26 protein-coding genes and 2 pseudogenes are annotated in these 23112 nt (G+C 62.1%); 14 read left to right on the plus strand and 14 right to left on the minus strand.

Annotation, left to right across the window (positions count from 1 at the left end; translation table 11 throughout):
• The first annotated feature begins 6 nt into the window (after positions 1 to 6).
• Genes pqqB through P9239_RS03550 form a run of 5 tightly spaced genes read left to right on the plus strand, consistent with a single transcriptional unit; the run spans position 7 to position 3928 of the window.
• On the plus strand, positions 7 to 927 hold the full coding sequence (gene pqqB, locus P9239_RS03530; protein ID WP_309749108.1) for a pyrroloquinoline quinone biosynthesis protein PqqB: 921 nt from the start codon (positions 7 to 9) through the stop codon (positions 925 to 927).
• 45 nt (positions 928 to 972) lie between these two features.
• Complete coding sequence (gene pqqC, locus P9239_RS03535; RefSeq protein WP_309749611.1) at positions 973 to 1707, plus strand: pyrroloquinoline-quinone synthase PqqC; 735 nt, start codon at positions 973 to 975, stop codon at positions 1705 to 1707.
• Positions 1704 to 2012, plus strand: coding sequence for a pyrroloquinoline quinone biosynthesis peptide chaperone PqqD (gene pqqD, locus P9239_RS03540; RefSeq protein ID WP_309749109.1), 309 nt, complete (start codon positions 1704 to 1706; stop codon positions 2010 to 2012). The genes pqqC and pqqD overlap by 4 nt, the downstream gene beginning before the upstream one ends.
• A 24-nt stretch (positions 2013 to 2036) precedes the next feature.
• Positions 2037 to 3224 carry a pyrroloquinoline quinone biosynthesis protein PqqE gene (pqqE, locus tag P9239_RS03545; protein WP_309749110.1) on the plus strand — a complete coding sequence of 396 codons (1188 nt, stop codon included), beginning with the start codon at positions 2037 to 2039 and terminating at the stop codon, positions 3222 to 3224.
• Between the two features lie 5 nt (positions 3225 to 3229).
• Positions 3230 to 3928: a response regulator transcription factor gene (locus tag P9239_RS03550; RefSeq protein WP_309749111.1), complete on the plus strand. Its 699-nt coding sequence runs from the start codon at positions 3230 to 3232 to the stop codon at positions 3926 to 3928.
• Here P9239_RS03550 and P9239_RS03555 read toward each other — a convergent pair.
• From P9239_RS03555 to P9239_RS03570, 4 genes are all read right to left on the minus strand, one after another.
• Positions 3859 to 4884 carry an ATP-binding protein gene (locus P9239_RS03555; protein WP_309749112.1) on the minus strand — a complete coding sequence of 342 codons (1026 nt, stop codon included), beginning with the start codon at positions 4882 to 4884 and terminating at the stop codon, positions 3859 to 3861. The genes P9239_RS03550 and P9239_RS03555 overlap by 70 nt on opposite strands.
• Positions 4885 to 4996: 112 nt before the next feature.
• On the minus strand, positions 4997 to 5407 hold the full coding sequence (locus P9239_RS03560; RefSeq protein WP_309749113.1) for a hypothetical protein: 411 nt from the start codon (positions 5405 to 5407) through the stop codon (positions 4997 to 4999).
• A 110-nt stretch (positions 5408 to 5517) separates the two neighbouring features.
• The gene (locus tag P9239_RS03565; RefSeq protein WP_309749114.1) at positions 5518 to 6582 is read right to left on the minus strand and encodes a beta-propeller fold lactonase family protein; all 1065 of its coding nucleotides are present in this window, start codon (positions 6580 to 6582) and stop codon (positions 5518 to 5520) included.
• 142 nt (positions 6583 to 6724) lie between these two features.
• Entirely contained in the window at positions 6725 to 7258 is a 534-nt protein-coding gene (locus P9239_RS03570; RefSeq protein WP_309749115.1) for a DUF3280 domain-containing protein, read from the minus strand.
• 239 nt (positions 7259 to 7497) lie between these two features.
• Between P9239_RS03570 and P9239_RS03575 the strand changes: the two genes are divergently transcribed.
• From P9239_RS03575 to P9239_RS03590, 4 genes and pseudogenes are all read left to right on the plus strand, one after another.
• Positions 7498 to 7707 carry a hypothetical protein gene (locus P9239_RS03575; protein WP_309749116.1) on the plus strand — a complete coding sequence of 70 codons (210 nt, stop codon included), beginning with the start codon at positions 7498 to 7500 and terminating at the stop codon, positions 7705 to 7707.
• A gap of 130 nt (positions 7708 to 7837) precedes the next feature.
• The gene (locus P9239_RS03580; RefSeq protein ID WP_309749117.1) at positions 7838 to 8146 is read left to right on the plus strand and encodes a hypothetical protein; all 309 of its coding nucleotides are present in this window, start codon (positions 7838 to 7840) and stop codon (positions 8144 to 8146) included.
• A 9-nt stretch (positions 8147 to 8155) separates the two neighbouring features.
• Positions 8156 to 8526, plus strand: a pseudogene (locus P9239_RS03585) (VOC family protein).
• A gap of 255 nt (positions 8527 to 8781) precedes the next feature.
• Complete coding sequence (locus P9239_RS03590; protein WP_309749118.1) at positions 8782 to 9030, plus strand: hypothetical protein; 249 nt, start codon at positions 8782 to 8784, stop codon at positions 9028 to 9030.
• Between the two features lie 9 nt (positions 9031 to 9039).
• Here the strand turns inward: P9239_RS03590 and P9239_RS03595 are convergent.
• Positions 9040 to 9594: pseudogene (locus tag P9239_RS03595) on the minus strand (J domain-containing protein).
• 61 nt (positions 9595 to 9655) lie between these two features.
• Positions 9656 to 9982, minus strand: coding sequence for a hypothetical protein (locus P9239_RS03600; protein WP_309749119.1), 327 nt, complete (start codon positions 9980 to 9982; stop codon positions 9656 to 9658).
• A 93-nt stretch (positions 9983 to 10075) separates the two neighbouring features.
• Here P9239_RS03600 and P9239_RS03605 point away from each other — a divergent pair, with 93 nt between their 5' ends.
• The 3 genes from P9239_RS03605 to P9239_RS03615 all read left to right on the plus strand — a co-directional run bounded on the left by P9239_RS03605 (position 10076) and on the right by P9239_RS03615 (position 12791).
• Positions 10076 to 10618, plus strand: a complete 543-nt coding sequence (locus tag P9239_RS03605; protein WP_309749120.1) for a phosphonate degradation HD-domain oxygenase — start codon at positions 10076 to 10078, stop codon at positions 10616 to 10618.
• Positions 10619 to 10725: 107 nt separating this feature from the next.
• Positions 10726 to 12120: a DHA2 family efflux MFS transporter permease subunit gene (locus P9239_RS03610; RefSeq protein WP_309749121.1), complete on the plus strand. Its 1395-nt coding sequence runs from the start codon at positions 10726 to 10728 to the stop codon at positions 12118 to 12120.
• A gap of 137 nt (positions 12121 to 12257) precedes the next feature.
• Positions 12258 to 12791 carry a transglycosylase SLT domain-containing protein gene (locus tag P9239_RS03615; RefSeq protein WP_404980144.1) on the plus strand — a complete coding sequence of 178 codons (534 nt, stop codon included), beginning with the start codon at positions 12258 to 12260 and terminating at the stop codon, positions 12789 to 12791.
• A gap of 96 nt (positions 12792 to 12887) precedes the next feature.
• Here the strand turns inward: P9239_RS03615 and P9239_RS03620 are convergent, their stop codons facing one another.
• The gene (locus tag P9239_RS03620) at positions 12888 to 13280 is read right to left on the minus strand and encodes a hypothetical protein (RefSeq protein WP_309749123.1); all 393 of its coding nucleotides are present in this window, start codon (positions 13278 to 13280) and stop codon (positions 12888 to 12890) included.
• 105 nt (positions 13281 to 13385) lie between these two features.
• Positions 13386 to 13715, minus strand: a complete 330-nt coding sequence (locus tag P9239_RS03625) for a hypothetical protein (RefSeq protein ID WP_309749124.1) — start codon at positions 13713 to 13715, stop codon at positions 13386 to 13388.
• Between the two features lie 361 nt (positions 13716 to 14076).
• On the opposite strand from P9239_RS03625, the gene P9239_RS03630 reads away from it, so the two are divergent.
• Positions 14077 to 14550 carry a hypothetical protein gene (locus P9239_RS03630; protein ID WP_309749125.1) on the plus strand — a complete coding sequence of 158 codons (474 nt, stop codon included), beginning with the start codon at positions 14077 to 14079 and terminating at the stop codon, positions 14548 to 14550.
• Positions 14551 to 14694: 144 nt separating this feature from the next.
• On the opposite strand, the gene rarD is transcribed toward P9239_RS03630, so the two are convergent.
• Complete coding sequence (gene rarD, locus P9239_RS03635) at positions 14695 to 15672, minus strand: EamA family transporter RarD (RefSeq protein ID WP_309749126.1); 978 nt, start codon at positions 15670 to 15672, stop codon at positions 14695 to 14697.
• A gap of 301 nt (positions 15673 to 15973) precedes the next feature.
• Between rarD and egtD the strand changes: the two genes are divergently transcribed.
• On the plus strand, positions 15974 to 16942 hold the full coding sequence (gene egtD, locus P9239_RS03640; RefSeq protein ID WP_309749127.1) for an L-histidine N(alpha)-methyltransferase: 969 nt from the start codon (positions 15974 to 15976) through the stop codon (positions 16940 to 16942).
• Between the two features lie 18 nt (positions 16943 to 16960).
• On the opposite strand, the gene P9239_RS03645 is transcribed toward egtD, so the two are convergent.
• From P9239_RS03645 to P9239_RS03665, 5 genes are all read right to left on the minus strand, one after another.
• The gene (locus tag P9239_RS03645) at positions 16961 to 17257 is read right to left on the minus strand and encodes an acylphosphatase (protein ID WP_175942315.1); all 297 of its coding nucleotides are present in this window, start codon (positions 17255 to 17257) and stop codon (positions 16961 to 16963) included.
• A 70-nt stretch (positions 17258 to 17327) separates the two neighbouring features.
• On the minus strand, positions 17328 to 18467 hold the full coding sequence (locus P9239_RS03650) for a hybrid sensor histidine kinase/response regulator (RefSeq protein WP_309749128.1): 1140 nt from the start codon (positions 18465 to 18467) through the stop codon (positions 17328 to 17330).
• A gap of 37 nt (positions 18468 to 18504) precedes the next feature.
• Entirely contained in the window at positions 18505 to 19104 is a 600-nt protein-coding gene (locus tag P9239_RS03655) for a chemotaxis protein CheB (RefSeq protein WP_309749129.1), read from the minus strand.
• Between the two features lie 2 nt (positions 19105 to 19106).
• Positions 19107 to 19943 carry a CheR family methyltransferase gene (locus P9239_RS03660; RefSeq protein ID WP_309749130.1) on the minus strand — a complete coding sequence of 279 codons (837 nt, stop codon included), beginning with the start codon at positions 19941 to 19943 and terminating at the stop codon, positions 19107 to 19109.
• A gap of 16 nt (positions 19944 to 19959) precedes the next feature.
• On the minus strand, positions 19960 to 23109 hold the full coding sequence (locus tag P9239_RS03665) for a response regulator (protein WP_309749131.1): 3150 nt from the start codon (positions 23107 to 23109) through the stop codon (positions 19960 to 19962).
• Positions 23110 to 23112 lie beyond the last annotated feature (3 nt).

The raw sequence follows: 23112 nt of genomic DNA on the forward strand, positions 1-23112 counted from the left end.
CCGCTCATGAAAATACGTGTGCTGGGCTCGTCCGCAGGCGGCGGTTTTCCGCAATGGAACTGCAACTGCCGCAATTGCGACGGCCTGCGTCGCGGCACCATCGCGGCGCGGGCGCGCACGCAGTCGTCTATCGCTGTGAGTGACAACGGCGAGGACTGGCTGCTCGTCAATGCGTCGCCGGACATACTCGCGCAAATCGCGGCGAATCCTGAATTGCAGCCCGCACGTCGAGTGCGCGATACGGGTATCGCGGCAGTCATCGTGATGGATGCGCAGATCGATCACGTCACGGGCCTTCTCATGCTGCGGGAACGCGGGACGCCCTTACCGCTCTATGCGACCGACGCCGTTTGGCGAGACCTCTCGACCGGCTTTCCCATCACGTCGATCCTCTCGCACTATTGCGGGGTCGAGCATCGTCGCATCGCGCTGGACGATACCGCGTTGAGCGTGCCCGAACTGCCGCGCGTGCACATCGACGCGCTACCGCTGTCCAGTAAGGCGCCCCCATATTCGCCGCATCGCGAAGCGCCCGAAGTGGGCGACAACATCGGCCTCATGTTCACGAATAGCGCAACCGGCAAGCGCGCGTTTTATGCGCCGGGTCTCGGTGCAATCGAACCGCATGTGCTCGCCGCGATGCGCACCGCGGACCTCTTGCTGGTAGATGGAACCGTATGGACCGACGATGAGATGATTCGTCTGGGACTGACGAAGAAGACGGGCGCGGACATGGGGCATCTTGCCCAAAGCGGCGCGGGCGGCATGATCGACGTACTCGATTCAATCGAACGTGACGGAATGCGCAAGGTGCTCATCCATATCAACAACACGAATCCGATCCTCATTGAGGACGGTCCCGAACGGCGCATGCTGTCGGAGCATGGCATCGAAGTCGCGCACGACGGCATGAGCTTCGAGCTATGAAGCTTACCTGGAGAACGATGCATGCCTGACAACGCCTTCACGCCGATGCTCAATCCCACGACCGGCCCGCACTTCACTGCAGTGAAGACGACGGAGCCTGCGTGGACACGCGAGCAGTTCGAGGAGCAACTGCGCGCGAAGGGAACGGCGTACCACATTCATCATCCGTTCAACGTAAAGATGAATAGCGGTGGATGTACGCCCGAGCAGATTCGCGGCTGGGTCGCGAACCGCTTCTACTATCAAATCAACATCCCGCTGAAAGACGCGGCGGTCATGTCGAACTGCCCGGATCGCGAAACGCGCCGCCGCTGGGTGCTCCGTATTCTCGACCACGACGGCTACGAAGATCAGCCCGGCGGCATTGAAGCCTGGGCGCGTCTGGGCGATGCAGTAGGCCTTTCGCGCGACGATCTATGGTCGTTGCGGCTCGTGACGCCCGGCGTGCGCTTCGCCGTCGATGCCTACGTTAATTTTGCGCGGCGCGCGCCGTGGCAGGAATCGGTGTGCTCGTCGTTGACGGAGATGTTCGCTCCGCAAATCCACAAGGACCGGCTCGCGACATGGCCCGAACATTACAAGTGGATCGAAGCGGACGGCCTCGCTTATTTCCGCTCGCGCGTCTCGCTTGCACAGCGCGATGTCGAACATGGTCTCGAAGTGACGCTTGCTCATTTCACGACACGCCAGCAGCAACAGCGCGCGCTCGATATATTGCAATTCAAACTCGATATTCTCTGGACCATGCTGGATTCCATCGAAAAGGCCTTTCCGTCATGAGCGACACGAATCCGACGCAGCGCGTGAACGAAGCCGTTGAAGCACCGGATGATTCGCTGCATCCGAAGCTCAAGCGCCTCTTTCGCCTGCAATGGGAGCCCGCGCAGGACGCGCACGTACTGCTCTATCCCGAAGGCATGGTCAAACTGAATCAAAGCGCCGCGCAGATTCTTCTGCGGTGTGACGGCACCCGCGATATTCCGGCGCTCGTCGCGGACCTGGAACAGGCGTTCAATGCAACTGGCCTCGGCAACGATGTGCGGGCGTTCATCGCCGGTGCGCGCTCGCGCGGCTGGCTGGAGTAAAGCGCTACAAGTAAAGGTACAAGCATGACCGATCTTTCCGAACCCATTGCGAAACCCGAGCACGAAGGCGCGGTCATCCCGCCGCCGTTGTGGTTGCTTGCAGAGTTGACGTATCGCTGTCCGCTGCATTGTGTGTTTTGCTACAACCCCGTGAACTACGCGGATCACACGCAAGAGCTGAACACTGAGCAGTGGCTCGACGTACTGCGTCAAGCACGCGCGCTCGGCGCGGCGCAACTCGGCTTTTCCGGCGGCGAGCCGCTTCTTCGCGACGATCTCGAAACGCTCGTCGCCGAAGCGCGCAAGCTCGGCTTCTACACGAATCTGATCACCTCGGGCATCGGTCTCACGGACAAGCGTCTGACCGCGCTCAAGGACGCCGGCCTCGATCACATTCAGCTCTCGTTTCAGGACTCGACGCAGGAGCTCAACGACTTTCTTTCGAGCACGAAGACGTTCGATCTGAAGAAGCGCGTGGCGAATCTCATCAAGGCGCACGGCTTTCCGATGGTGCTTAATTGCGTGCTGCATCGCTATAACTTGCCGCACATCGGCCGCATCATCGACATGGCCCTTGCGATGGATGCCGAGTATCTCGAACTGGCGAACACCCAGTATTACGGGTGGGCGCATGCCAACCGCGCACAACTCATGCCCACTGCCGAACAGTTGCAGGAAGCGGAAGCCGTGGTCGAACGCTATAGGCGCGACATAGGCGACAAGTGCAAGATATTCTTCGTGGTGCCCGACTACTACGAGCGCCGTCCGAAGCGTTGCATGAACGGATGGGGTTCTGTGTTTCTGGGCATCGCGCCCGATGGCGCAGCGCTGCCGTGCCATACCGCGCGCTCTTTGCCGGGCCTGACGTTTCCCAACGTGACGGAGATGCCGCTCAAGGACATCTGGTATGAGAGCGATACGTTCAACCGCTTTCGCGGCTTCGGCTGGATGAAAGAGCCGTGCCGCAGTTGCGACGAGAAAGCGATCGATCTCGGCGGCTGCCGCTGTCAAGCCTATCTGCTCACGCAAGACCCGGCGAACGCGGACCCCGTTTGCGACAAGTCGCCGCATCATGAACGCGTGATCGAAGTCGTTCGCGCGGCATCGCTCAGACAGGAACCGGCCGAGCAGCCCATTGTCTTTCGCAACGATGCCAACTCGCGGCGCATGGCAGCGGGACATCGCAACGATCATTCGGACTCCGGAGGATAGCCACCGTGACCGCTGACATCTCCGTGCTGCTGGTGGACGATCACGCAGTCGTGCGTGAGGGCTACAAACGTCTGCTCGAACTGAGTCCCGACGTCAGCGTCGCGGGCGAAGCGGCAGATGCTGCTCAGGCTTACCAGAAATTCTGCGCGTTGCAGCCGGACGTCGTGGTGATGGACCTTGCATTACCTGGCGCGAGCGGCATCGAGGCGATGCGGCGAATGCTCGCGCGTGAGCCTCAGGCGCGCGTGCTCATCTTCAGCGTCCATGAGGAAGCCATCTTCGTGCGCCGCGCACTGGATGCCGGCGCGCGCGGTTATGTGACGAAAGCGAGCGCGCCTGATGTGCTCGTCGAAGCCGTGCGCTCCGTCGCGCGCCGCATCGGATATCTCAGCCCGGACATATCGCAGGCGCTCGCGCTGCGCGAAACGATTCAGGAAGGGCCGCCGGGACGGCAACTATCGGCGCGTGAATTCGAGGTTTTGCGTCTGTTGGTTCAGGGCTATACGTTGCCGAGCATCGCGGAAAAACTCGGTCTGAGTCAGAAGACAGTCGCGAATCATCAATCGGTAATACGGCATAAATTCGGTGCGGACAACGGCGTGCAGCTCGCGCAAATTGCAAGCCGTCTGGGGCTTCATTTCGCTGATTTCACCGGGGCGGCGGACGCGCCGTTCCGCTCACTGGGCAACGGCAGCCCTGCGTGAGCCGGCACTCGAGCGCAGAACAGGAAGCCTTCGCCCGGACTACTCGCGATATGGAATTCGCCGCCGAGCGCCTCGACACGCTCGCGCATGCCGACTAGTCCCAAGCCCTTGCGTGGAATCGCGAGATCGATGCCGGGGCCGTCGTCCGCCACGGTCACGACGATCTCAGCCGAACGCGACGCATGCACCAGATAGATCTCGACGCGTGATCGACACGCGAACTTGGATACATTCGTCAGGCCTTCCTGCACCAGCCGATACAGCGCGATATTGAGCGCATCGCTGAGATGGTCGAAGTCGCCTTCCACCGTGAGCGAAAAGACCGCTTGCGGTAAGCGTTCACGCCAGCCGTCGATGCAATGCTCGAGGGCCGTCGGCAAGCCGAACTCATCCAGACCGATGGGCCGGAGCTTGCGTATCATTCCGCCGATTTGGCGGTACACGTGCGTGGCGTTCTGCATCAACGCCAAAGAGAGCCGATGTATTTCCGCCTCGCGTTCGGCGGAAAGATCGCGGATGCGCGCAGCATCCAGCGACATGGCGTTCAGGTATTGACCGAGTTCGTCATGCAATTCACGCGCAAGATGACGGCGCTCCGTCTCTTGTGCGGAAATGGCCTCGTTGGTCAGTCGTCGGTTTTGCGCGAGCAGATGTTCCGCTTCTTCTTCGAGCGCTCGACGCCGCCGCACTTCGCGTCGTGCTTCCTGATTACGCCGCCAGGCAAACCACGCAAAGCCGAGTGCCAACACCAGGAGTGTCGCGGGCATCTCGTCAAGCTGAAAGCGCTCCGCGCTGCGCGTCCAGCGATATGTGATCTCGCTGAAGTCGACCATCGCGAAGACGATCCCCGCCACGATGGTAACGGCGAGCACGCACGCAAGATCGCGCACCGCCGTCGATTGCGGCGCGCGCGCGGAGTGCTTCCTGGCAAGAGAGGTCAAGGGCTCGGATGGCATCACGGAGAACATTCTACGCACGCTGCCGCGGCCACCGTAAGCTCGATACGCTTTCCCGCGTGAACAGAAATAACTCCCGGCACGTCTGCCAGACTTCACAAGCCGAGGTGGATCAGCGCGGCTTGAATGGATAGATTCTGGCCGGCCGCCGTTGCTGCAATTCCGCCAGATAGTTCTCGACGAAACGGCTCAGCGCGTGGGCCTTCAGTTGTTCGAGCATGCGCATGGCGTCGCTTGGTGAATCCGGTCCCAACACCAGCGCGCCGACGCCCAGCGCGCCGAGATGAACGACCAATGCACATGATGAGAGCGAGCCGGCGTCGAAGAGGCGGACGGCATCGGCGGCTTCGTCGTCGATCTCGACATCTTCTTCGTCGCGTGCTTCGAAACGCAGTTCGCCGTGCTTGCCGATGGACGCCGGCAGCCAGCGGCAATTTCCTGTCTCTCCTTGAGACGCGATGAGGATGCGCTTGCGCGTGGGGGTATCGCTGATCGCGTCGAACGCCTCGGCTAATGTATGCATGATTGTCCTCGCCGGCGAGCCTAACTGATACTAGCAGCCGCCCGCAGCGAGGCGCCACGAGGATTGCGCAATGATGCGCGGCACAAAACGAAACGGCCGTGCGGCGCGCCTCAACGTCCGGTGATGGAACCCGCGCTCGGCGGATACGTCACGACGCCCCATGCAAGCGGTACATCGCCGATCTGCTTAATCGTGGCGTAGCTCGAAGCGTCGAGCACATACACCGCGTTCGAGCGGCCGCATGCAAGCAACAGCTTCGAGCCGTCCGGCGTGAAGCTGAAGTGCCAGCAACGCTGTCCGACCGGCACGTCGGTGATCGGTGCGTAAGTCGAAGCATCGAAGACTTGCAGCGTCTTGTCGCGCGAGGCGGCCACGAAAAGACGCTTGCCCGATGGATCGAACGACACGCCATAGGGGCCGGCTTTCGTATCGACGGTTTTCCCTGGCTTGAGCGCGCTTCCTTCGAGCACGATGAACTTGTTCGCGTTTTCGAGCGTGACGACATAGTCCTTGCCGTCAGGCGATGCCTTGATGCCGCGCGGGCGCGATCCCTTGGGCAGCTTCACCGTGCGCACATGCTGACCTGTGCCGGCGCGATACACCGATACGGTGTCGTCGCCTTCGTTCGTCACGAGAATGAGCTTGCCGTCCGGCGAGAACTCGACGCCTTCCGTCTCATGACCGCTCTTGACGGAACGCCTGAGCGTCATGGTGCCGAGATCGACGATAGCGATCTCAGCGGGCGGGGAATTCGCGTCGTCGTCATCCTGCGGTGCCTGGCCGGCTTTAGGCGGGCCGCCCGATTCGCCGGGTTCATAGGTCACGTACGCTTCATTTCCATGCACGCGAACGAACTCCGGATTCTTGCCGATCTTCGCGCGCCGCAGCACTTTGCCCGACGACGTATCGATCTCCGATAGATCCCCCGTCGATTTGTTGGCCACATAGAGACGCGTGCCGTCCTTGCTGAGACTCAGCCCACGCGGACCGTCCTTGCCGACGTCGATGGTTCTCGCAAGCGACAGAGTGCCCAGATCGATTACGCCGACGCCCGTGCTTTCGCTCGTCACGTACGCTATCGGCGCTGCCGCTCGCGCGTGGCTTGCGGCAAGAAGCAGCGCGGGCCCTAACAGCGCCGCGATTGCAAGGCGCATGGCGTTGAAGCTCACATGCATGGTCGTCTCCGCTAAATGTTCTTTGCTTTTAAGGGCGTTGCTACAAACGAGCCCGCAATCAACTTAGCGCAGGACTCCGCGCGCGAGCAACGCTGCAAGGCGGGAGAAATTCCCGAAATGCCGCACGCCGCGCCGGCAACGTTCAGCGCATGACGGATGCGTCGCTCGTCATCAGATCGACGAGCGCCTTCGCACCGCGCCGCCACGATTGATCCGTGTTGCCGCGCATATCGACGGAACGCTGAAAGAGCGTCGCGCCGCTATCGACGTCTTCCACGCGCAAATTGATGTTGAGGATAAGGTTGCTGATTTTCTGCACCCAGCACACGCCGACGCGCGATACGCCCAGCTTGCGCGCCACGCGAAGCTCGCAGCCATTGCACGCGTTCATGTCCTGACCGCTTTTCAGCGATGCAATGAGATCGCTCGCTTGCGCGTTGTCCGCCACGCGCATAGGCGTGCGTTCTCGCAGTTGATCGCGCAATGCGTTGCTGACCATCACAAGGCGCTCGGCCTGGATGCGGTCGATGTCCGCATCGTTATACGCGGCGTTGTCGTCGATCAACGTGCAATCGAGCAGCGCAATGGACGGCTGTGCGCCTTGCGCCTGCACCCGCGCGCTAAAAAGCAGCGCACACACAATCAGAAGCGTCAGCGCACGGGCACTGGATGTCATGGTCATGGTGTCGATCATTGAGTCGTGACGCGGGCGCCAACAGCATGCCGCTCGTCTGTCGGCTTGCGTCCAACATACCGGTGTACGGCGATCCGGGCAAGCGCAGCGTGTCGACGTTGGAGGCCATGCCACGTGCGCCATGCGCGCATGGACGCGCACATTGGCATAGGCCTTGCAAAAATCCGCACGAGCACGTCACGTGCTCGAATTGATTCCTTCACGCCGCCAGGAGAACCGTCATGAAGCCCACTCTCGTCATATCCGACCTCGCGCCCGACAACGCCGCGAGCCGCAACGAAGCCGCCCTTTCGCGGCGACAGATGCAAGACGTCGTCGGAGGCCGGTCCGTTCTCGCGACTGTCGACGGCCGCTCGACGGCGGCCATCGACGACTGGCAGATGAACATCGCCATCTTCGAAGGACGCGTTGGCGGACCCTATATCGTTTGACACTTGAGCAAGCGGCGCGCGTGCTGACAAGCGGGCCGCCATTACGTTGTTATGGACACTTTCGCCGATGGATTCGCAACGTCAAGAGGAGTAAGGTGGGCTTGCCAGCACAGCGCAACAGGAGACGATCATGGCCGGCGACCTTTCTACTCAATGGCACGTCTTCGAATACGAAGGCTTCGATATTCACGTGCTTCCTCAACTCAAGCCCGGACCTGAATACGCCCGGCGCTATTGTTTCATCGGCCACGTGTGCCTGCATGGCACGAATGCGGACATGCCGGGAGAGGTCGTTCATTTTCACTCCGACGGCGACGACGAATACAAGACCGCCGAAGACGCCGTGGACGATGCGCGGCATATCGGCAAAAGCATCGTGGATGGCACGCATCCGGATCTCTCGGTGCTGTCTATCGTGTCGCATCACCACCACTCCTGACGGTACTGCATGGCGACATCGAACGACGATGCGCGCGTCGAGAGTCTAAGCGCGATAACGCTTGCAACGCGCGACATGGCGCGCGCCGTGAGCTTTTATGAGGCACTGGGCTTTCGCATCGTTCATGGCGGCGCAAACGAGGCGTTCACTTCGTTCGCGCTCGGCAGTTCTTTCCTCAACATCACGACCGAGACGCATGGCCCCATTCAGTGGTGGGGCCGCATCATCATCTACGTTCCGACGTCGACGCGTTCTATCGCAAGGCGCAAGCGCACGGTATCGAGCCGCAGTTCGCGCCACGCGACGCGCCTTGGAACGAGCGCTACTTTCATCTCACCGATCCTGACGGTCACGAACTCAGCTTCGCGCGTCCACTTTGAAGAAAGAGCGTTGAGCGCGATTCGAATGACCGTTCGCGCACATACCTGCGCGTCATCCAGCATGACCATCAGACAACGGCCCGCGCATGTTGCTATTTCGCCAAAGCACGCGTGTGACGTGGATTCCAGGCGTAGAGTTCAAGTGCTTTGTCACGAGCGTGGTGCGTTGCGGCGAGGGCTGTTCAATAGATCGCTCAAGCGTCGAGCGTCTTCGGCCGATATACAGCCATGAACGCCGCATGCAGGAGACTTCAGATGAAATGCGCGAACGAACGATCGCTTCGTTTTCTGGTTGAGAAATGGCTGGCGCCGGCAAGCGTGCCGGTACACGTCAAGGAGTTCAGCCGCACACGCACCGATCATCGGCGTTTCGTGTGCGTCGAGACAGTGCAGGGCGCGGCATCCAAGGCGCTGTTCTTCTTCCGTCACGACGACGGACAGTGGTGCGTTTATCCCGCCGCGCCGCGCGCACATAAGGCACGCGGCGAAAGACTTGCGGCTTGAACCATGCGCTTAGAAGCGCAGCGTGTTGAAGAACGGAAACCACAACGCGCCCAGCGGATTCGCGGCACCTGTCTCGTCTGATTTTGCGCTTTCAGCCGTCTCTTCGGCGGGTTCGTTGTCTTCGGTCTGATCGCGCGCAGGCGCTTGACGCGACTCATGCAGCGCGACGACGCTCTCGGCAATATGACGCGCGGTCTGTTCATCGCAGTCCTGCCCAAGCAGTACACCGAATACGACATCACGGTTGTGCCCTTGCGATGCAAAGCGCATTGCAAGCTAGACGCGCCTTGCATAGAGCGCCTCGCGCTCCGCTTCCTCTTCGCGCGTGTGCGCTTCCCAGCGGGCGATTTCTTCGGCGAAGGTCCGGTCGTACACCTCGCGTTGGGCGGGGTCGGAAAGAATGGCGTACGCTTCCTTCACTTCCTGAAACCGTGCGCGCGCCGCATCTTCATGACCGGCATTGCGATCCGGATGGCAGCGCATCGCGGCCTTCCGATAGGCACGCTTGATCTCGTCTTCAGTGGCGTGTTCATCGACGCCTAGCGTTTCGTATAACGTTGCCATGTGCAGTGCGGAGAATGGACGCGAGGCATCGTAACACGCTAAAAATAGGGCTCTTTCCGCGCTAACGGCGCGTTCCCAAGATTGCGCCGAGGTCTCGCGTGCCTAATGCGTCGTAAGCCGCGCGGGCCGCGCGCAAATAACGCGCGATATGCAATCGAATGACGATGACCGCCACCGCGAAGAACACGAGCGTCGCGTAGAGATATGAGCGCTGATCAGGCAACAGCCCGAACTGCGTATGGAGCGCCACGAACGCGAGCCACGCAAACGCCGGCGTATGCAGCGTCCAGTGCCTCTGCGCGAAATGCCATGCGAGCCGCCGCACGTCGCTTCGTGCACGACGGTCGAGTCCCGCAAGTTCGGGGCGTCGATTGAAGGAAAATGGCATGACGTCACCGCTGCGCCATTAGCGCGTCACATTGGCAAGCGACAATTCGAGGCTTCGTTCCATCAAGCATACGCGCGAGGCCGCTTCCTTACGATGGCCCTTTCTCTCGACGATATCCGCGAGCTCTTCGATGCTCACGGCTCGATGGCCTATAGCAGCGAGCCGGTCACGCAGTTGCAGCACGCGCTGCAAACTGCGTCGCTCGCGGAGAATGCAGGCGCGAGCCCCGAATTGATCGTCGCGGCACTGCTGCACGACCTCGGCCATCTGCTGAATCTGCAAGGCGATACGCCGACAGAACGCGGCATCGACGATCTCCACCAGTACTACGCGCTTCCCTTTTTGCGGCCCGTGTTTCCAGAAGCGGTGCTTGAACCCATTCGCCTGCATGTCGACGCCAAGCGCTGCCTCTGCGCGACCGATCCCGCGTATCACGCGCGGCTTTCGGCGGATTCGGTGCGAAGCCTGCAATTGCAAGGCGGCGTGTTCGACACGGACGAAGCGCGCGCATTTCTCGCCAGACCCTACGCACAGGACGCCATGGCCTTGCGACGCTGGGACGACGACGCCAAGGACGCAAAACGCCTCACGCCGCCGCTCACGCACTATCTGGACATCGCGGCGAGCATCGCGTAAGCGCGGCGACGGTGCAGCGACCGTTGGCGTAGACTGGCGTGCATGCACGCTCAAACCACCACAAGCAAGCGGCCGCAGCATCCCGACACCTCTCTGAGCCGGGCATCATGAAAGGCGGCAACTTCCGCATCACCGCCGCCGTCGTCGCCAGCGCCCTTTTTATGCAGAACATGGACGGCACCATCGTCGCGACCGCCATTCCGACGATGGCCCGCGATCTCCACGTCGATGCCGTGCACCTGAGCAGCGCCATTACCGCGTATCTCGTCGCGCTGACAGTCTTCATTCCCGCGAGCGGCTGGGTCGCAGACCGCTTCGGCGCGCGACGCGTCTTCATGTGGGCCATCGCCACGTTCACGCTTGCCTCCGTTGCCTGCGCCGCCGCGATGAACCTGCCGCAACTTCTCGTTGCGCGCGTCGTTCAAGGGCTCGGCGGCGCGATGATGGTGCCGGTCGGCCGCCTCATCCTCTTTCGCGGCGTCAAGCGGGAAGAACTGCTGCAAGCAACGACGTGGTTGACCATGCCCGCGCTCGTCGGCCCGCTGCTCGGGCCGCCGCTCGGCGGTTTTCTTACTGACGCACTCTCGTGGCGCAGCATCTTCTGGGTGAACGTGCCGGTCGGTCTCGTGGGTTTGCTGCTGACGTGGAAGCTATTGCCGCCCTCGCCGCCCGAAGCGCGCACGCCGCCGGATTTGCGCGGCATGTTGCTCTCGGGCGCATCGCTGAGTCTTTTCATGACCGGCATCGAAAGCGCCGGGCGCGATGTGCTGCCTGCGGGCGTGCCGTGGGTGTGCGTGATCGTCGGCGCGCTGCTTTTCCGGGCCACCGTCGCACATTGCCGCAAGACGCCGAATCCGGCCATCGACTTCTCGCTGCTCTCCATTCCGACGTTTCACGCAGCGACAGTCGCAGGAAGTCTCTTTCGCGCGGGCGCGGGCGCGCTGCCATTTCTCGTGCCGCTCACGTTGCAGACGGGCTTCGGCTATAGCGCCTCGGCCAGCGGCCTCGTCACGTTCGCGAGTGCGCTCGGCTCATTCTGCATGCGGCCGATGACCGCGCTGGCGCTGCGGCACTTTTCCGTGCGAACTGTGTTGTGCGCGGGAAGCATCTCGTTTGCCGCCGTGCTCGCGGTCTGCTCGACGATGTCGCAAGCGTGGCCCGCGAGCGCCATTTTCATGCTGCTGCTCGTCGGCGGCCTTGGCCGATCGCTCAGTTTCGCGACGATGGGCGCGCTGGCATTCGCCGATGTCCCCAAGGCGCGCCTCGCCGCCGCCACTTCGTTTCAGGGCACCGCGCAGCAGTTGATGAAGGCGCTCGGCGTGACGGTCGCGGCCGGAACCATACAGGCGACGATGCTCGTATCCGGCAACGTGCAGACGGAGCGCTGGCAACTCGCGTGCGGATTCATCGCGACGGCGTTGCTCGTGCTCGCCTCACTGCCGATGTTCGCGCGCCTTTCCGACGACGCGGGCGAAGGCATCTCGGCGTCATCCGCCAAGTAAATCGTTCCGAACGTCGAAATTATTCTTCGTATTTAAGACAAGTACCTGATCCGGAAGGAGATTTTATCGCGATATAATGCGGCACCGCTTACCTTGTCAGTCCGATGCGCCGCACATTCTTACTCCTCGCCCTTGCCTTGACCTGCACGCACGCCGCCGTCGCGCAGGAAAACGCGCTCGCCGCCAGCGACACGAGCCCACAGGAAGTCGTGCATCAGGACTCGCGCCTCGACGCAGCACGTCACAAAATCTCCGAAGTCATTACGCGCAAGTTCGGCGTCGCGCGCGAAAAAGCGCAAACGATAGCGGACGCGGTCATGGCGTCGGCGTCGAAATACTCGCTTCCGCCGGCGCTGCTGCTCGCCATTATTTCGATCGAATCGCGTTTCAAGGAGACGGCCGTCGGCGCGAATAACGCGACCGGGCTCATGCAAGTGGTGCCTTCGGCCCACAAGAAGCTCGTGCGCAATGCGGACTTGACGGAGCCGGAAACCAACATCGAAATCGGTTCGTCCATCCTGCACGGCTATATGAAGTCCGCACAAGGCGACGTCGATGCCGCGCTAAAAAGCTACGGCGGATCGCGTGCTTATGCAGAAAAGGTGAGTCTGAGAGCCAAGACGTTCGAGCCGGTGGCAGCGGTTTATTCAGCATCCGCACCCGCTCAATAAGACGGTTCTTCTTTTGATACGCGCCGCCGCGTGGCGGATGCCGCGAACCACGCGGCGATAAAACCCGCTTGCGCGCTGACATGCGGCCATAGCCGCTTACTGCGAGTTGTTTCCGTGCGACATGCCGCCGGGGCTCGTGCTGCCGGTGCTGCCGGGGCCGCTGCGTTGCATGGTACCTTGGCCCATGCCGTTGTTTGCGCCATTGTTGCCCATGCCGCTGTTCACGCCGGTACCGCTCGTGCCATCGCTCGAACCGCCCATGCCGGTGCCGCCCATGCCGACGCCGCCGCCCTTGCCCGACGCGCTCGAGCCTGCACCCGCGGAACCGTTGCCGCCCGCGCCCATGCCGCCCGCCGCGCCCGCGCCGCCACCGCCTGCGCTACCGCCGCCGCCTGCACCGCCACCACCGCCGCCTGCCTGCGCATAAACGCCGCCTGACAAGCCCAATACCAGCGCCGAAACTACCAGCTTCGTCGTGATCGCTTTCATCGCAAGTCTCCAAGAGTTAGCGTGCCGACCGATGCATCAAACTCACTGCATCCGCCGTATCTGTGAAGCGCAAGCAGCGTGCCGCATCCGCTCGACTGCGTTCGATCAATAGCCGTAGCCCGCAGGGGCGCACGGCACATAGGCGCGCCGATAACCGTCGAAGCAGTAGCCCGCAGGCGGCGCAGGCTGCGCGTAGACCGGCTGAGAATATGCGGGCTGTGTATAGACCGGCTGTGAATAGGTCGGCTGTGCGTTCGCGACTGACGTGACCAGTGCGCCCAGCACCGCGCCGCCGATTAATGCGCCGACGATCGCGCCGCCATCGCCGCCCCCATGCCCACCGTGCCCATAACCGCCGCCGTGACCGTGCGCGGATGCCTGGCCCGCTACCGAAAGACTACCAATCATCAACAAGACGAGGGCTGCGCGTTTCATGACTTCTTCTCCGTTCCCGATTGCCGGGTGTATGAAGCCATCTTAAGCAGCTGCGTTGGAAATATCTGCAGCAGATGGTAACGGTGGATTTCACCGCTTACATTTCTGGCTTCGTTCGGATACCGAAGCAAACGTTGTAACGGGTGCAATGAGATTTGCGTCGCAGTAACAAAGCCGCTCTTGAACTCACCCCGCAGTGTGCATAAGGACAGGGCGCCGAGGACGCTGTTTCATTTGCTCGCCACTGGTTACGCTTTGTCACCAGACAGCGGTCAACGGTGCGAAGCGATGCTGCGTTTTTATCGTCACATGCCAACCGTGGCGTGTTCAAAGAAACGCAGGATCACAGGAGTCGAACATCATGAAGAAAATCGTCGCTGCTCTCGCATCCACGCTGCTGGTAAGCACTGTCTTCGCGCAAACGGCCGCTTCCGACGCAGCCAAAGCGCAAGTCAAAGCCAATCACGAAAAGGCAGAGGCTCAAGCCACTGCCAACCGCAAGAAGACCGATGCTCAACAGGATGCGGCGAAAGCGCAGGCATCCGCCAATAAGGACAAGGCATCCGCGCAAGACGATGCCAACAAGGAAGCCGCGAAGGTAGCGCAGGCGACCACGCCGGAGCAAGCCTCCGACGCCCGCGGTGATGCCGCCAAGGCACAGGCGAAAGCCGACAAGAAGAAGCACGCTGCACAGTCCAAGGCCGACAAGAAGAAGCAGGACGCAGCGCAAGATGCCAAGGTGGCGCAGGCCAAAGCCGACAAGGAAAAAGTCGAGGCACAAAGCGACGCGAACAAGACGGCTGCCGATGCGAAGGTCGACGCGGCGAAGAAGTAAGGGAGGCCGGCGTCGTCGCATTGCGCAATGGGGCGCGTGCGCAGAATGGCCCCGTGCGTTGTGACATCTGGCGAGCCTTCGGGCTCGCCTTTTTATTCGCGTGCGCGGGATTGCTTCATCGGGCAGGTCGTGCCGTGGGATGACTCAATCGACGCGCTTAATAGACTCTGCACTGACTTCATGTTCGACACTCGCATGATGCTCGCTGACCGGCAACGCGGTCTCCGATGCGCGCTCACGCAGCAAGAGCTTTGCGCTATGCAGAGCGGTCAGCACCACCGCAATCCAGATCGGCGCATACGTACCCCACTGATTCGCTGAGAACGGTTCGCCGAGCAGCAGCACCGCAACACCGACAAGCAATACCGGTTCGACATATCCGAGAATCCCGAACAACACGAGCGGCAAATACCGGCTTGCCCGAAGATAAGAGGCGAGCGCAACCGTACTCAATGCGCCCAGGCCGGGCAGCAGAAGCATCGCCAAGAGCGGCGAATGCGTCACGACGGCAAAAGAGCCGCGCATGACGAGTGTGACCAGCGCCACCGGCGCAAGCAACATCATTTCGATCGCAAACGCTACGAGCGGATCGGCGTTGAGCCGCCGCCGCAACATGAAATACGGCGGATAGCCGAGCATTACCACAAGCGTAGGCCATGCGAACGCATGCGTCGCGATGAACTCGTGCGCCACGCCCACGGCAGCAGCAGCCACGCCCGCCCATTGCAGCGTGTCGAGCGATTCGCGATAGTAGAAACGCCCGAGCAGCACCATCGCGAGCGGCAATAGAAAATAGCCGAGCGACACTTCGAGCGCGCGCCCATGCAACGGCGCCCATAGAAATATCCAGAGCTGCACGCCCAGCAGCGCGGCGCTCGCGACAAAAGCGGCAAGCAGGCGCACGTTTTTGGCGAGCATCGCAACGAGCGCGCATAATTGCGGCCAGCGTCTCCGCAGCGCCACGAGCCCGAGCGCGCCCGGCAATGTCCATACGATGCGCCATGCAAAAATGTCGAGTCCGTCGAGCGGCGCAAGCCATTTCGTATAGCCCGACAAGAGCGCAAACAGAGCGGAAGCGGCGACGGAAAGCGCAATGCCGCGTCCAAGGGCAGGCTGATTCATCGAAGGAAGCGCGAGGCGCCAAGTAACTGCGTGGCCGACAAAGCGGAGAACTGCGCATTCTAAACGTCCGTTCGCGCGGCCGACGCGCGCTTCTTGCTGCATCGCGGATTCGCCCGAACTCTTCACGTTATCGCCCTGTCTTATACCGTTCACGCCGTCAGGCAACCCGGAAGTCGACAGAAGTCGAGCAGCGCATAGCAGCAACTCATCCGCCGCTCACGTCATTGCATCAGCCGCATCCAAGCGCCGTGCTTCGCACCTCGCGAGCACGCGAAGAAAACGCAGCATCGATGGAGACGTCATGACTCAGCCTGCCCCGTCGCCCCGTTTTTCTAGCGCCTTTGCCGAAGCCGTCCATGCTGGCTTGTCCAGGCGGCCGCAAAAAGAACTGCCTTCCATGTATCTGTATGACGAAGTCGGCTCCGCCCTCTTCGAAGTCATCACCGCTCTGCCGGAATACGGCGTGACCCGCGCCGAAGAACGCGTGCTGAAAGCGCACGCCACGGACATCGTGGCCGCGCTGCCGGGCAACGTGAAAGTCGCGGAACTCGGTAGCGGCAGCGGACGCAAGACGCGCCGCATTCTGGAGGCGTTGTGTAAAAAGCAGCCGACTGCGTACTACCCCATCGAAATCTCGCGCACGGCGTTGCAACTTTGCCGCCGTGAATTGGGCGACATCGAGCGTATTTCGATCGTCGGCTATGAGCGCGACTATCTGGCCGGACTGTCGGAAGTGAGCGCCAGGCGCAACGACGGCGAGCGGCTGCTCGTGCTCTTCCTCGGCAGCACCATCGGTAACTTCGCGCGCCTTGCGGCCACGAAGTTTCTTCAGTCGATTCGCAGCATGCTCGAACCCGGCGACGCCCTCTTGCTCGGCACCGACCTGATCAAGCCGCTGCCAGTGCTGATCGCGGCTTATGACGATCCCATTGGCGTGACGGCGGCGTTCAACCTGAACCTGCTCGCACGCATCAATCGCGAACTGCACGGCGACTTTCCACTCGATGCATTCGAACACGTCGCGCGTTTCAACCCGGATGCGCGCAGTATCGAAATGCATCTGCGCGCGAAACGCCCGCTCACGGTGCGCGTGCGCGACGCGGATTTGTGCGTGGAATTCCGTGAAGACGAGACCATCTGGACGGAAAGCAGCCACAAATATGCGGCCGAGGAAGTCGCGCCGATTGCCATTGATGCGGGCTTCGAATGCACGCATCAATGGCTCGACGACGAATGGCAGTTCGCGGAGAGCCTGCTGGTGGCGCGCTAACGCGCTAACGCCCGATACTCAGTGCTGCTCGAAGCGTTCATACCGCTTCTCGACGTAACGCTCTTCGCTGAAGAAATCGGTGACGCGGGCATGGGGCGGCCCGCGCCGCAGCCATTCGAGCATCAGATCGACCTGGTTCGCTGCGCCCTGAATGACGGCTTCGACGGAGCCGTCATTGAGATTCGCGACATACCCGCGCACGCCGAGCGCATGCGCACGCCGCACGGTGTGATGGCGAAATCCAACGCCCTGCACCACGCCTTTCACGCGTACGTAATACGTTTCGATTCTCGTATCGAGATCCGGGCCTGACATCATGCATGTCCTCGTGACTGATTCATACGCCGCATTGTAGTCACGCGCACGGATCCGCGTTTGGTCCGGCTCAACCGAGGCGAAACGGCTGTGCGATATCTGCACGATCCGCCGTTTGCGGGCGCGCCACGCGCGGCAGTGTCACCTCGAAAATGGTGCCCGTTTCGGCGGACGAACGCACTTTCACGTCGCCGCCGTGCATCTGCGCGATCTCGCGCGTGATGTAAAGCCCAAGGCCGAGCCCGCCCGATTCGTGCTGGCGCCGCCCTGAGCGATACGGCGCGAAGATGTTCGGCAGCACGTCGGGCGGAATCTCGCCCGCGTTCTGCACGATGATGCTGACATCCTGCGCGCCGCCTTCGAGCCGCACTTGTATCGACGCGCCTTCGAGCCCGTGTTGCAGCGCGTTGCCGATCAGATTCGAGAACACTTGCGAGAGCAGATCGCCATCGGCTTGCAGGAGCGTGTCGCCCTGACGCAGCACAAAAATGCGTCCCTTGCCCACGCGCGCCTCGTATTCCTCGACGATATTCTTCGCAAGCGTGTTCAGTTCGACGGCGCGCGGCTGCAAGGTCACGCGCCCGCCGCGCAGCCGCGCGAGGTTCAGCAGCTGATCGACCATGCGGACCATGCGCATACCGCTCGACTTGATGCGCGTGCCGATATTCGCGACGTTCTCGTCCTTCACGAAGCGCGCCAGATATTCCGCCGACGCGATCACCGCCGACAGCGGCGTGCGCAGATCATGACCGAGCACGGCCATCAGCATTTCATTCGCGTCGAGCAGTTGCTGCACGGTCGCGAGTTGCGTCGCGAGTTGCTGCTTTTGGCGCTCCATTTGAATGAAGACATCGACCTTCGAATTGAGAATGCGCGAATCGAACGGCTTGTAGAGGAAGTCCACCGCGCCCGCCTCGTAGCCGCGAAACGTGCGGTTCGTGTCTTGCGCCGTCGCGGTCAGGAAGATGATCGGCACGTGCGCGGTGCGCGGGCTGCCGCGCATGAGTTCGGCAAGCTCGAAGCCATCCATGCCGGGCATGTTGACGTCGAGGATGGCGAGTGCGACTTCGTGCTTGAGCAGAAGCTCCAGCGCCGCCGGACCCGATTCCGCCTTCAGCACCGACAGATCCGGCCGCGCAAGCGACGCTTCCAGCGCGGTGATGTTGTTGCGGATGTCGTCGACGATTAGCACGTGAATGGGTTGCGTCATCTGGTGACTCCTTGCCTTGTGTTGCGTGTCCGACGTCTCATCGGCGCGTGCGCCCAGCGAGGCGCGCGACCATGTCGTCAAGCGTGAGAATGTCCTGCACCGCGCCTTGCGCGATCGCCCCCAAAGGCATCGCAGGCGAGGACGCCGTCTGCGGGTCCTGCGCCCAGCATGTGCCGCCCGCGTCGCAGATCGCACGAGCGCCGCGCGCGCCGTCGTCGTTCGCGCCCGAAAGCACGATGCCGAGCAGACGCTTGCCATACGCATGGGCCGCCGATTCGAACAGCACGTCCACCGATGGCCGCGAGAAGCGCACTGGCGGGTCCACCGACAGCGCAATGGAAGGCGGCTCGCCGCCTTCGGCCTCGACCATCATGTGATAACCCGGCGGCGCGAAATACACGGTGCCGGGCGCGATGGCGTCCTTGTCGAACGGTTCCACCACGCGCAAACGGCAGCGTTCAGCAAAGAGCGCGGGCAAGAGGCTCGGCTGACCCTGCCGCACATGCACCACGATCAGCACCGGCGGCGCGAAGTCGCGCGGCAATTCGGGCAGCAGCAGATTGAGCGCCTCGACACCGCCCGCGGACGCGCCGATCACCACTGCGTGGAAGGCATCGGGGATGGCTGCAGGGCTCATCGCTATACCTTCTGATAAAGCCGCTCGCGGGCGTTGAAATCCGCGAACCGGTCCGTGTGTTTGGAAAAGCGCAGGCTTTCCTTGCTGCCGAGTCCCAGAAAGCCGCGCCGCACGAGCGAATCGCTGAAGAGACCCAGCGCGCGATCCTGCAACGCGCGATCGAAATAGATCAGTACGTTGCGGCACGAAACCAGATGCGCCTCCAGAAACACGCTGTCGGTGGCGAGGCTGTGATCCGCGAACACGACGCGCGACTTGAGCGTCTGCGAGAACTTGGCCGCGCCGTAGGCTGCATGGTAGTAGTCCGACAGCGAACGTTTGCCGCCCGCCGCGAGATAGTTCTGGCTGAAACCCGCCATGCGCTCCAGCGGATAGATGCCGGTCTCTGCCTGCCGCAATGCTTCGGCGTTGATGTCGGTGGCGTAAAACACGGTGCGCTCCGCGATGTTCTCCTCCGCGAACAACACCGCGAGCGACCACAGCTCTTCGCCGCTGCTGCAACCGGCGACCCATACCTTGATCGACGGATACGTCTGCAGAATCGGCACGACCTGCTCGCGGATCGCGCGGAAATAGCTCGGGTCGCGGAACATCTCGCTCACCTGCACCGTGAGGTACTGGAAGAGCCGCGCGAAGAGCGCCGGTTCGCGAAGAATGCGCTCCTGCAACTGTGAAAGCGTCTTGCACTCCAGGTCATGCACGGCCTGCGAAAGCCTGCGCCGCAGCGAACTCACCGAGTAATGCCGGAAGTCGTGCTGATACTTGAGGTAGATGGCTTCGAGAATCAGCTTCAGTTCGATGTCGAACGTCGCGTCTTCCTCGTGCTTGCTGTCGTTCATCGGGTCGATTGTCGGTTCATCGCTGCCGCAGCCAGACGCGGCATAAAGACACGAGCTTATCCACGTCGATGGGCTTCGATATGTAGTCGTCCGCACCCGCCTCGAGACATTTTTCGCGGTCGCTCTGCATGGCCTTCGCCGTCAGCGCGATGATCGGCAGTCGCGCGTGCTCGGGGCGCTTGCGAATCTCGGTCATGGCGGTGAGGCCGTCCATCTCGGGCATCATGACGTCCATCAAAACGAGATCGATGTCGTCGCGGCGCGCCAGCGCCTCCAGCGCCTCGCGCCCGTTGCGGGCAATTTCCAGCGTCGCGCCGAGCGGCTCGATCACGCGCGAGAGCGCGAAGATATTGCGCACGTCGTCTTCCGCGAGAAGGATGGTGCGGCCTTCGAACACGTCGTCACGCTGGCGCGCCGCACGCAGCATTCGCTGCTGCTCCGGCGGCAGCGCGCTTTCGACGCTGTGCAAAAACAGCGTCACTTCGTCGAGCAGCCGCTCCGGCGACTTCGCCCCTTTGATGATGATCGATTTCGAGTAACGGCGCAGGCGCTGCTCCTCTTCCTGCGAAATCTGCCGGCCCGTATAGACGATCACCGGCGGCGATGCGCTCCCGCTGCTCGTCGACACCTTCTCCAGCAACTCGTAGCCCGAGCCGTCGGGCAGCGCCAGATCCATCACGACGCAATCGAACGGCGCGCGCTTCATCTCTTCCAGTGCTTCGGAAATCGATCCCGCTTCGACGATGCCGACCGTCTCGCTTGCCAGCAACGCGTGAATGCTTTGCCGCAGCGCGGGGTCGTCCTCGACCACGAGCACGCGCCGCGCGCCCTGCGACGAACGCGCTTCCAGCTTGCGGATGGCCTGCGCGAGTTCATCGCGGGCGCTCGGCTTGAGCGTATAGCCGATTGCGCCGAGATGCAGCGCGAGATCGGCGTGATCCGTCGCGGACACGATATGAATGGGAATGTGGCGCGTGAGCGGATCGTGCTTGAGCCACTCGAGCACCGTGAGACCGGACTGATCCGGCAAGCCGATATCGAGCAGAATGCCGTTCGGCTGCATGGAACGCGCAAGCTCGACGCCCTGCGTCGCCGTGGTCGCGTGCACGCAATCGAAGTCGAGTTCGTGCGCGAGGTCGTAGAGAATATGCGCGAAACGCTGATCGTCTTCGATCACGAGAATCACGCGATCCGGCCGCTGGCGTTTCGCGCGGTCATCGGCGATGCCTTGCGGCTCGGGCATCGATGGCATCGATGGCACCGGTTGCGGGGAAACGGGAGCGGGCGCAGGAGCCACGGCGCGCGGCGGCTCGACCGCAGCCGGTTCCGGCTCCTTCATGTGACCAATGGTGTCGAGCTTCGCGGTCACCGTGCCTTCGTGATTGTCGAGCGGCAGCGTCACCGAGAAGATGCTGCCGCGCCCGACTTCGCTCGATACGCCGACCGAACCGCCCAGCAGCCGCGAGAATTCGCGCGAGATGGAAAGGCCGAGCCCGCTGCCGCCATATTTGCGGCTCGTCGTGCCGTCCGCCTGCTGAAACGCCTGGAAGATGAGATCCTGCTTGTCGCGCGGAATGCCGATGCCCGTATCGCGCACTTCGAAGCGCACCGCGTCGTCGCCCGCGCGCAGAACGGCGACGGTCACGCTGCCGCGCTCGGTGAACTTGAAGGCGTTGGACAGCAGATTGCGCAGCACTTGCAAAAGCCGCTGACTGTCGGTGACGAAGTACTGCGGCACGTTCTCGCCGACTTCGGTGACGAACGACAGTCCCTTGCTCTCCGCGACCGGCGTGAACGACTGCCTGAGCGCCTGCATGAGCGACTCGACTGCGGTCGGCGCGAACTGCACGTCCATCTGGCCGGCTTCGACCTTCGACAAATCCAGAATGTCGTTGATGAGCGAAAGCAGGTCGCTGTTGGACGAGTGAATGGTCGCGGCGTAGCGCACCTGCTCGTCCGTCAGATTGCCCTGCTTGTTGTCCTGCAAGAGCTTCGCGAGGATGAGCGAGCTATTCAACGGCGTGCGCAACTCGTGCGACATGTTCGCGAGGAACTCGGACTTGTACTGGCTCGCGCGCTCCATTTCCAGCGCATTCGCCGTGAGTTCCTGCTGCGCCTGAAGCAGTTCGGCCTTCTGCCGCTCCAGATGCTGCGAATGTTCTTCGAGCTGCACGTTCGTCTGTTCAAGCTCGGCCTGCTGCTGTTCAAGACGCGCCTGCGAGTCCTGGAGCGCCCGGCCGCGTTCCTCCAGTTCTTCGTTCGACACGCGCAGCTCTTCCTGCTGCACCTGCAACTCTTCGCTCTGGCGCTGCGTTTCTTCGAGCAATTCGACAAGCCGCATCCGATACCGTGCCGAGCGCATCGCCATGCCCATCGCTTCGGCGGCCAGTTCAAGCAACACGCGAGCGTCGTCGAAGCGGCCCTCGTCACCGACGAATCCGACTTCGATTGCGCCCGCCACATCGCCATCGGCATAAAGCGGTGCGACGATCACGCGCGATGCCGCCGCCGCGCCGAGCGCCGACCCCGCTTTCAGATAATGCGAGGAGGCATCGCGAAGCTGAAGCAGGCGCTTGTCGACGATAGCTTGTCCGACCAGTCCCTCGCCGCGCGCAATGCGGCGCGGCGCGCCGTTCTCGTCGGGCAGCGCCCAGGCCGCGATGCGTTCGAGGGTCTCGCCTTCGAGGGCGTAGACTACGCCGACCTTCGCGTTCACATACGGAATCAGCGAACGCAAAATGCTGACGCCGATGGAAGCCGGAGACTGCTCGCCGCGCAATTGCAGACTCATCTGCGCGACGCCTTCCTGCAGCCACGCGGTGCGTTGTACCGCAAGCCGCGATTTGATATACAGATGCGCCACGACCGAAAGCACGAGCAGCACGAAAATGCCCATCGCGCGGTTCAGTTGCAGCACTTCGTGGCTGGCAACAGCGTCGGCAGTGGAGAATGCGTAGCCGACGATCATCAGCACCGACGCAGCGCCAGCGGTGACGACCGGCACGGCAGGGCGGTCTATCCACATGCACAGCACCACGGGCAGCACGTAGAACACCCAGATCGCGACGCGCATGGGCATCAGCAGATCGATGGCAAACACCACCGCAAGCGAAATCGCGATGGCGAAGTAAATCCACAAGGTGTGGTGGCGAGTGTCCTGAGGCATCGT

Source organism: Caballeronia sp. LZ062, assembly GCF_031450785.1.
Lineage (GTDB): Bacteria > Pseudomonadota > Gammaproteobacteria > Burkholderiales > Burkholderiaceae > Caballeronia.

Bases quoted from the DNA above. Each gene is read 5' to 3' on its own strand.
- pqqB (WP_309749108.1), top strand. From the start codon at position 7: ATGAAAATACGTGTGCTGGGCTCGTCCGCAGGCGGCGGTTTTCCGCAA.
- pqqC (WP_309749611.1), top strand. From the start codon at position 973: ATGCTCAATCCCACGACCGGCCCGCACTTCACTGCAGTGAAGACGACG.
- pqqD (WP_309749109.1), top strand. From the start codon at position 1,704: ATGAGCGACACGAATCCGACGCAGCGCGTGAACGAAGCCGTTGAAGCA.
- pqqE (WP_309749110.1), top strand. From the start codon at position 2,037: ATGACCGATCTTTCCGAACCCATTGCGAAACCCGAGCACGAAGGCGCG.
- P9239_RS03555 (WP_309749112.1), bottom strand. From the start codon at position 4,884: ATGCCATCCGAGCCCTTGACCTCTCTTGCCAGGAAGCACTCCGCGCGC.
- P9239_RS03560 (WP_309749113.1), bottom strand. From the start codon at position 5,407: ATGCATACATTAGCCGAGGCGTTCGACGCGATCAGCGATACCCCCACG.
- P9239_RS03565 (WP_309749114.1), bottom strand. From the start codon at position 6,582: ATGCATGTGAGCTTCAACGCCATGCGCCTTGCAATCGCGGCGCTGTTA.
- P9239_RS03570 (WP_309749115.1), bottom strand. From the start codon at position 7,258: ATGACATCCAGTGCCCGTGCGCTGACGCTTCTGATTGTGTGTGCGCTG.
- P9239_RS03575 (WP_309749116.1), top strand. From the start codon at position 7,498: ATGAAGCCCACTCTCGTCATATCCGACCTCGCGCCCGACAACGCCGCG.
- P9239_RS03580 (WP_309749117.1), top strand. From the start codon at position 7,838: ATGGCCGGCGACCTTTCTACTCAATGGCACGTCTTCGAATACGAAGGC.
- P9239_RS03590 (WP_309749118.1), top strand. From the start codon at position 8,782: ATGAAATGCGCGAACGAACGATCGCTTCGTTTTCTGGTTGAGAAATGG.
- P9239_RS03600 (WP_309749119.1), bottom strand. From the start codon at position 9,982: ATGCCATTTTCCTTCAATCGACGCCCCGAACTTGCGGGACTCGACCGT.
- P9239_RS03605 (WP_309749120.1), top strand. From the start codon at position 10,076: ATGGCCCTTTCTCTCGACGATATCCGCGAGCTCTTCGATGCTCACGGC.
- P9239_RS03610 (WP_309749121.1), top strand. From the start codon at position 10,726: ATGAAAGGCGGCAACTTCCGCATCACCGCCGCCGTCGTCGCCAGCGCC.
- P9239_RS03620 (WP_309749123.1), bottom strand. From the start codon at position 13,280: ATGAAAGCGATCACGACGAAGCTGGTAGTTTCGGCGCTGGTATTGGGC.
- P9239_RS03625 (WP_309749124.1), bottom strand. From the start codon at position 13,715: ATGAAACGCGCAGCCCTCGTCTTGTTGATGATTGGTAGTCTTTCGGTA.
- P9239_RS03630 (WP_309749125.1), top strand. From the start codon at position 14,077: ATGAAGAAAATCGTCGCTGCTCTCGCATCCACGCTGCTGGTAAGCACT.
- rarD (WP_309749126.1), bottom strand. From the start codon at position 15,672: ATGAATCAGCCTGCCCTTGGACGCGGCATTGCGCTTTCCGTCGCCGCT.
- egtD (WP_309749127.1), top strand. From the start codon at position 15,974: ATGACTCAGCCTGCCCCGTCGCCCCGTTTTTCTAGCGCCTTTGCCGAA.
- P9239_RS03645 (WP_175942315.1), bottom strand. From the start codon at position 17,257: ATGTCAGGCCCGGATCTCGATACGAGAATCGAAACGTATTACGTACGC.
- P9239_RS03650 (WP_309749128.1), bottom strand. From the start codon at position 18,467: ATGACGCAACCCATTCACGTGCTAATCGTCGACGACATCCGCAACAAC.
- P9239_RS03655 (WP_309749129.1), bottom strand. From the start codon at position 19,104: ATGAGCCCTGCAGCCATCCCCGATGCCTTCCACGCAGTGGTGATCGGC.
- P9239_RS03660 (WP_309749130.1), bottom strand. From the start codon at position 19,943: ATGAACGACAGCAAGCACGAGGAAGACGCGACGTTCGACATCGAACTG.
- P9239_RS03665 (WP_309749131.1), bottom strand. From the start codon at position 23,109: ATGCCTCAGGACACTCGCCACCACACCTTGTGGATTTACTTCGCCATC.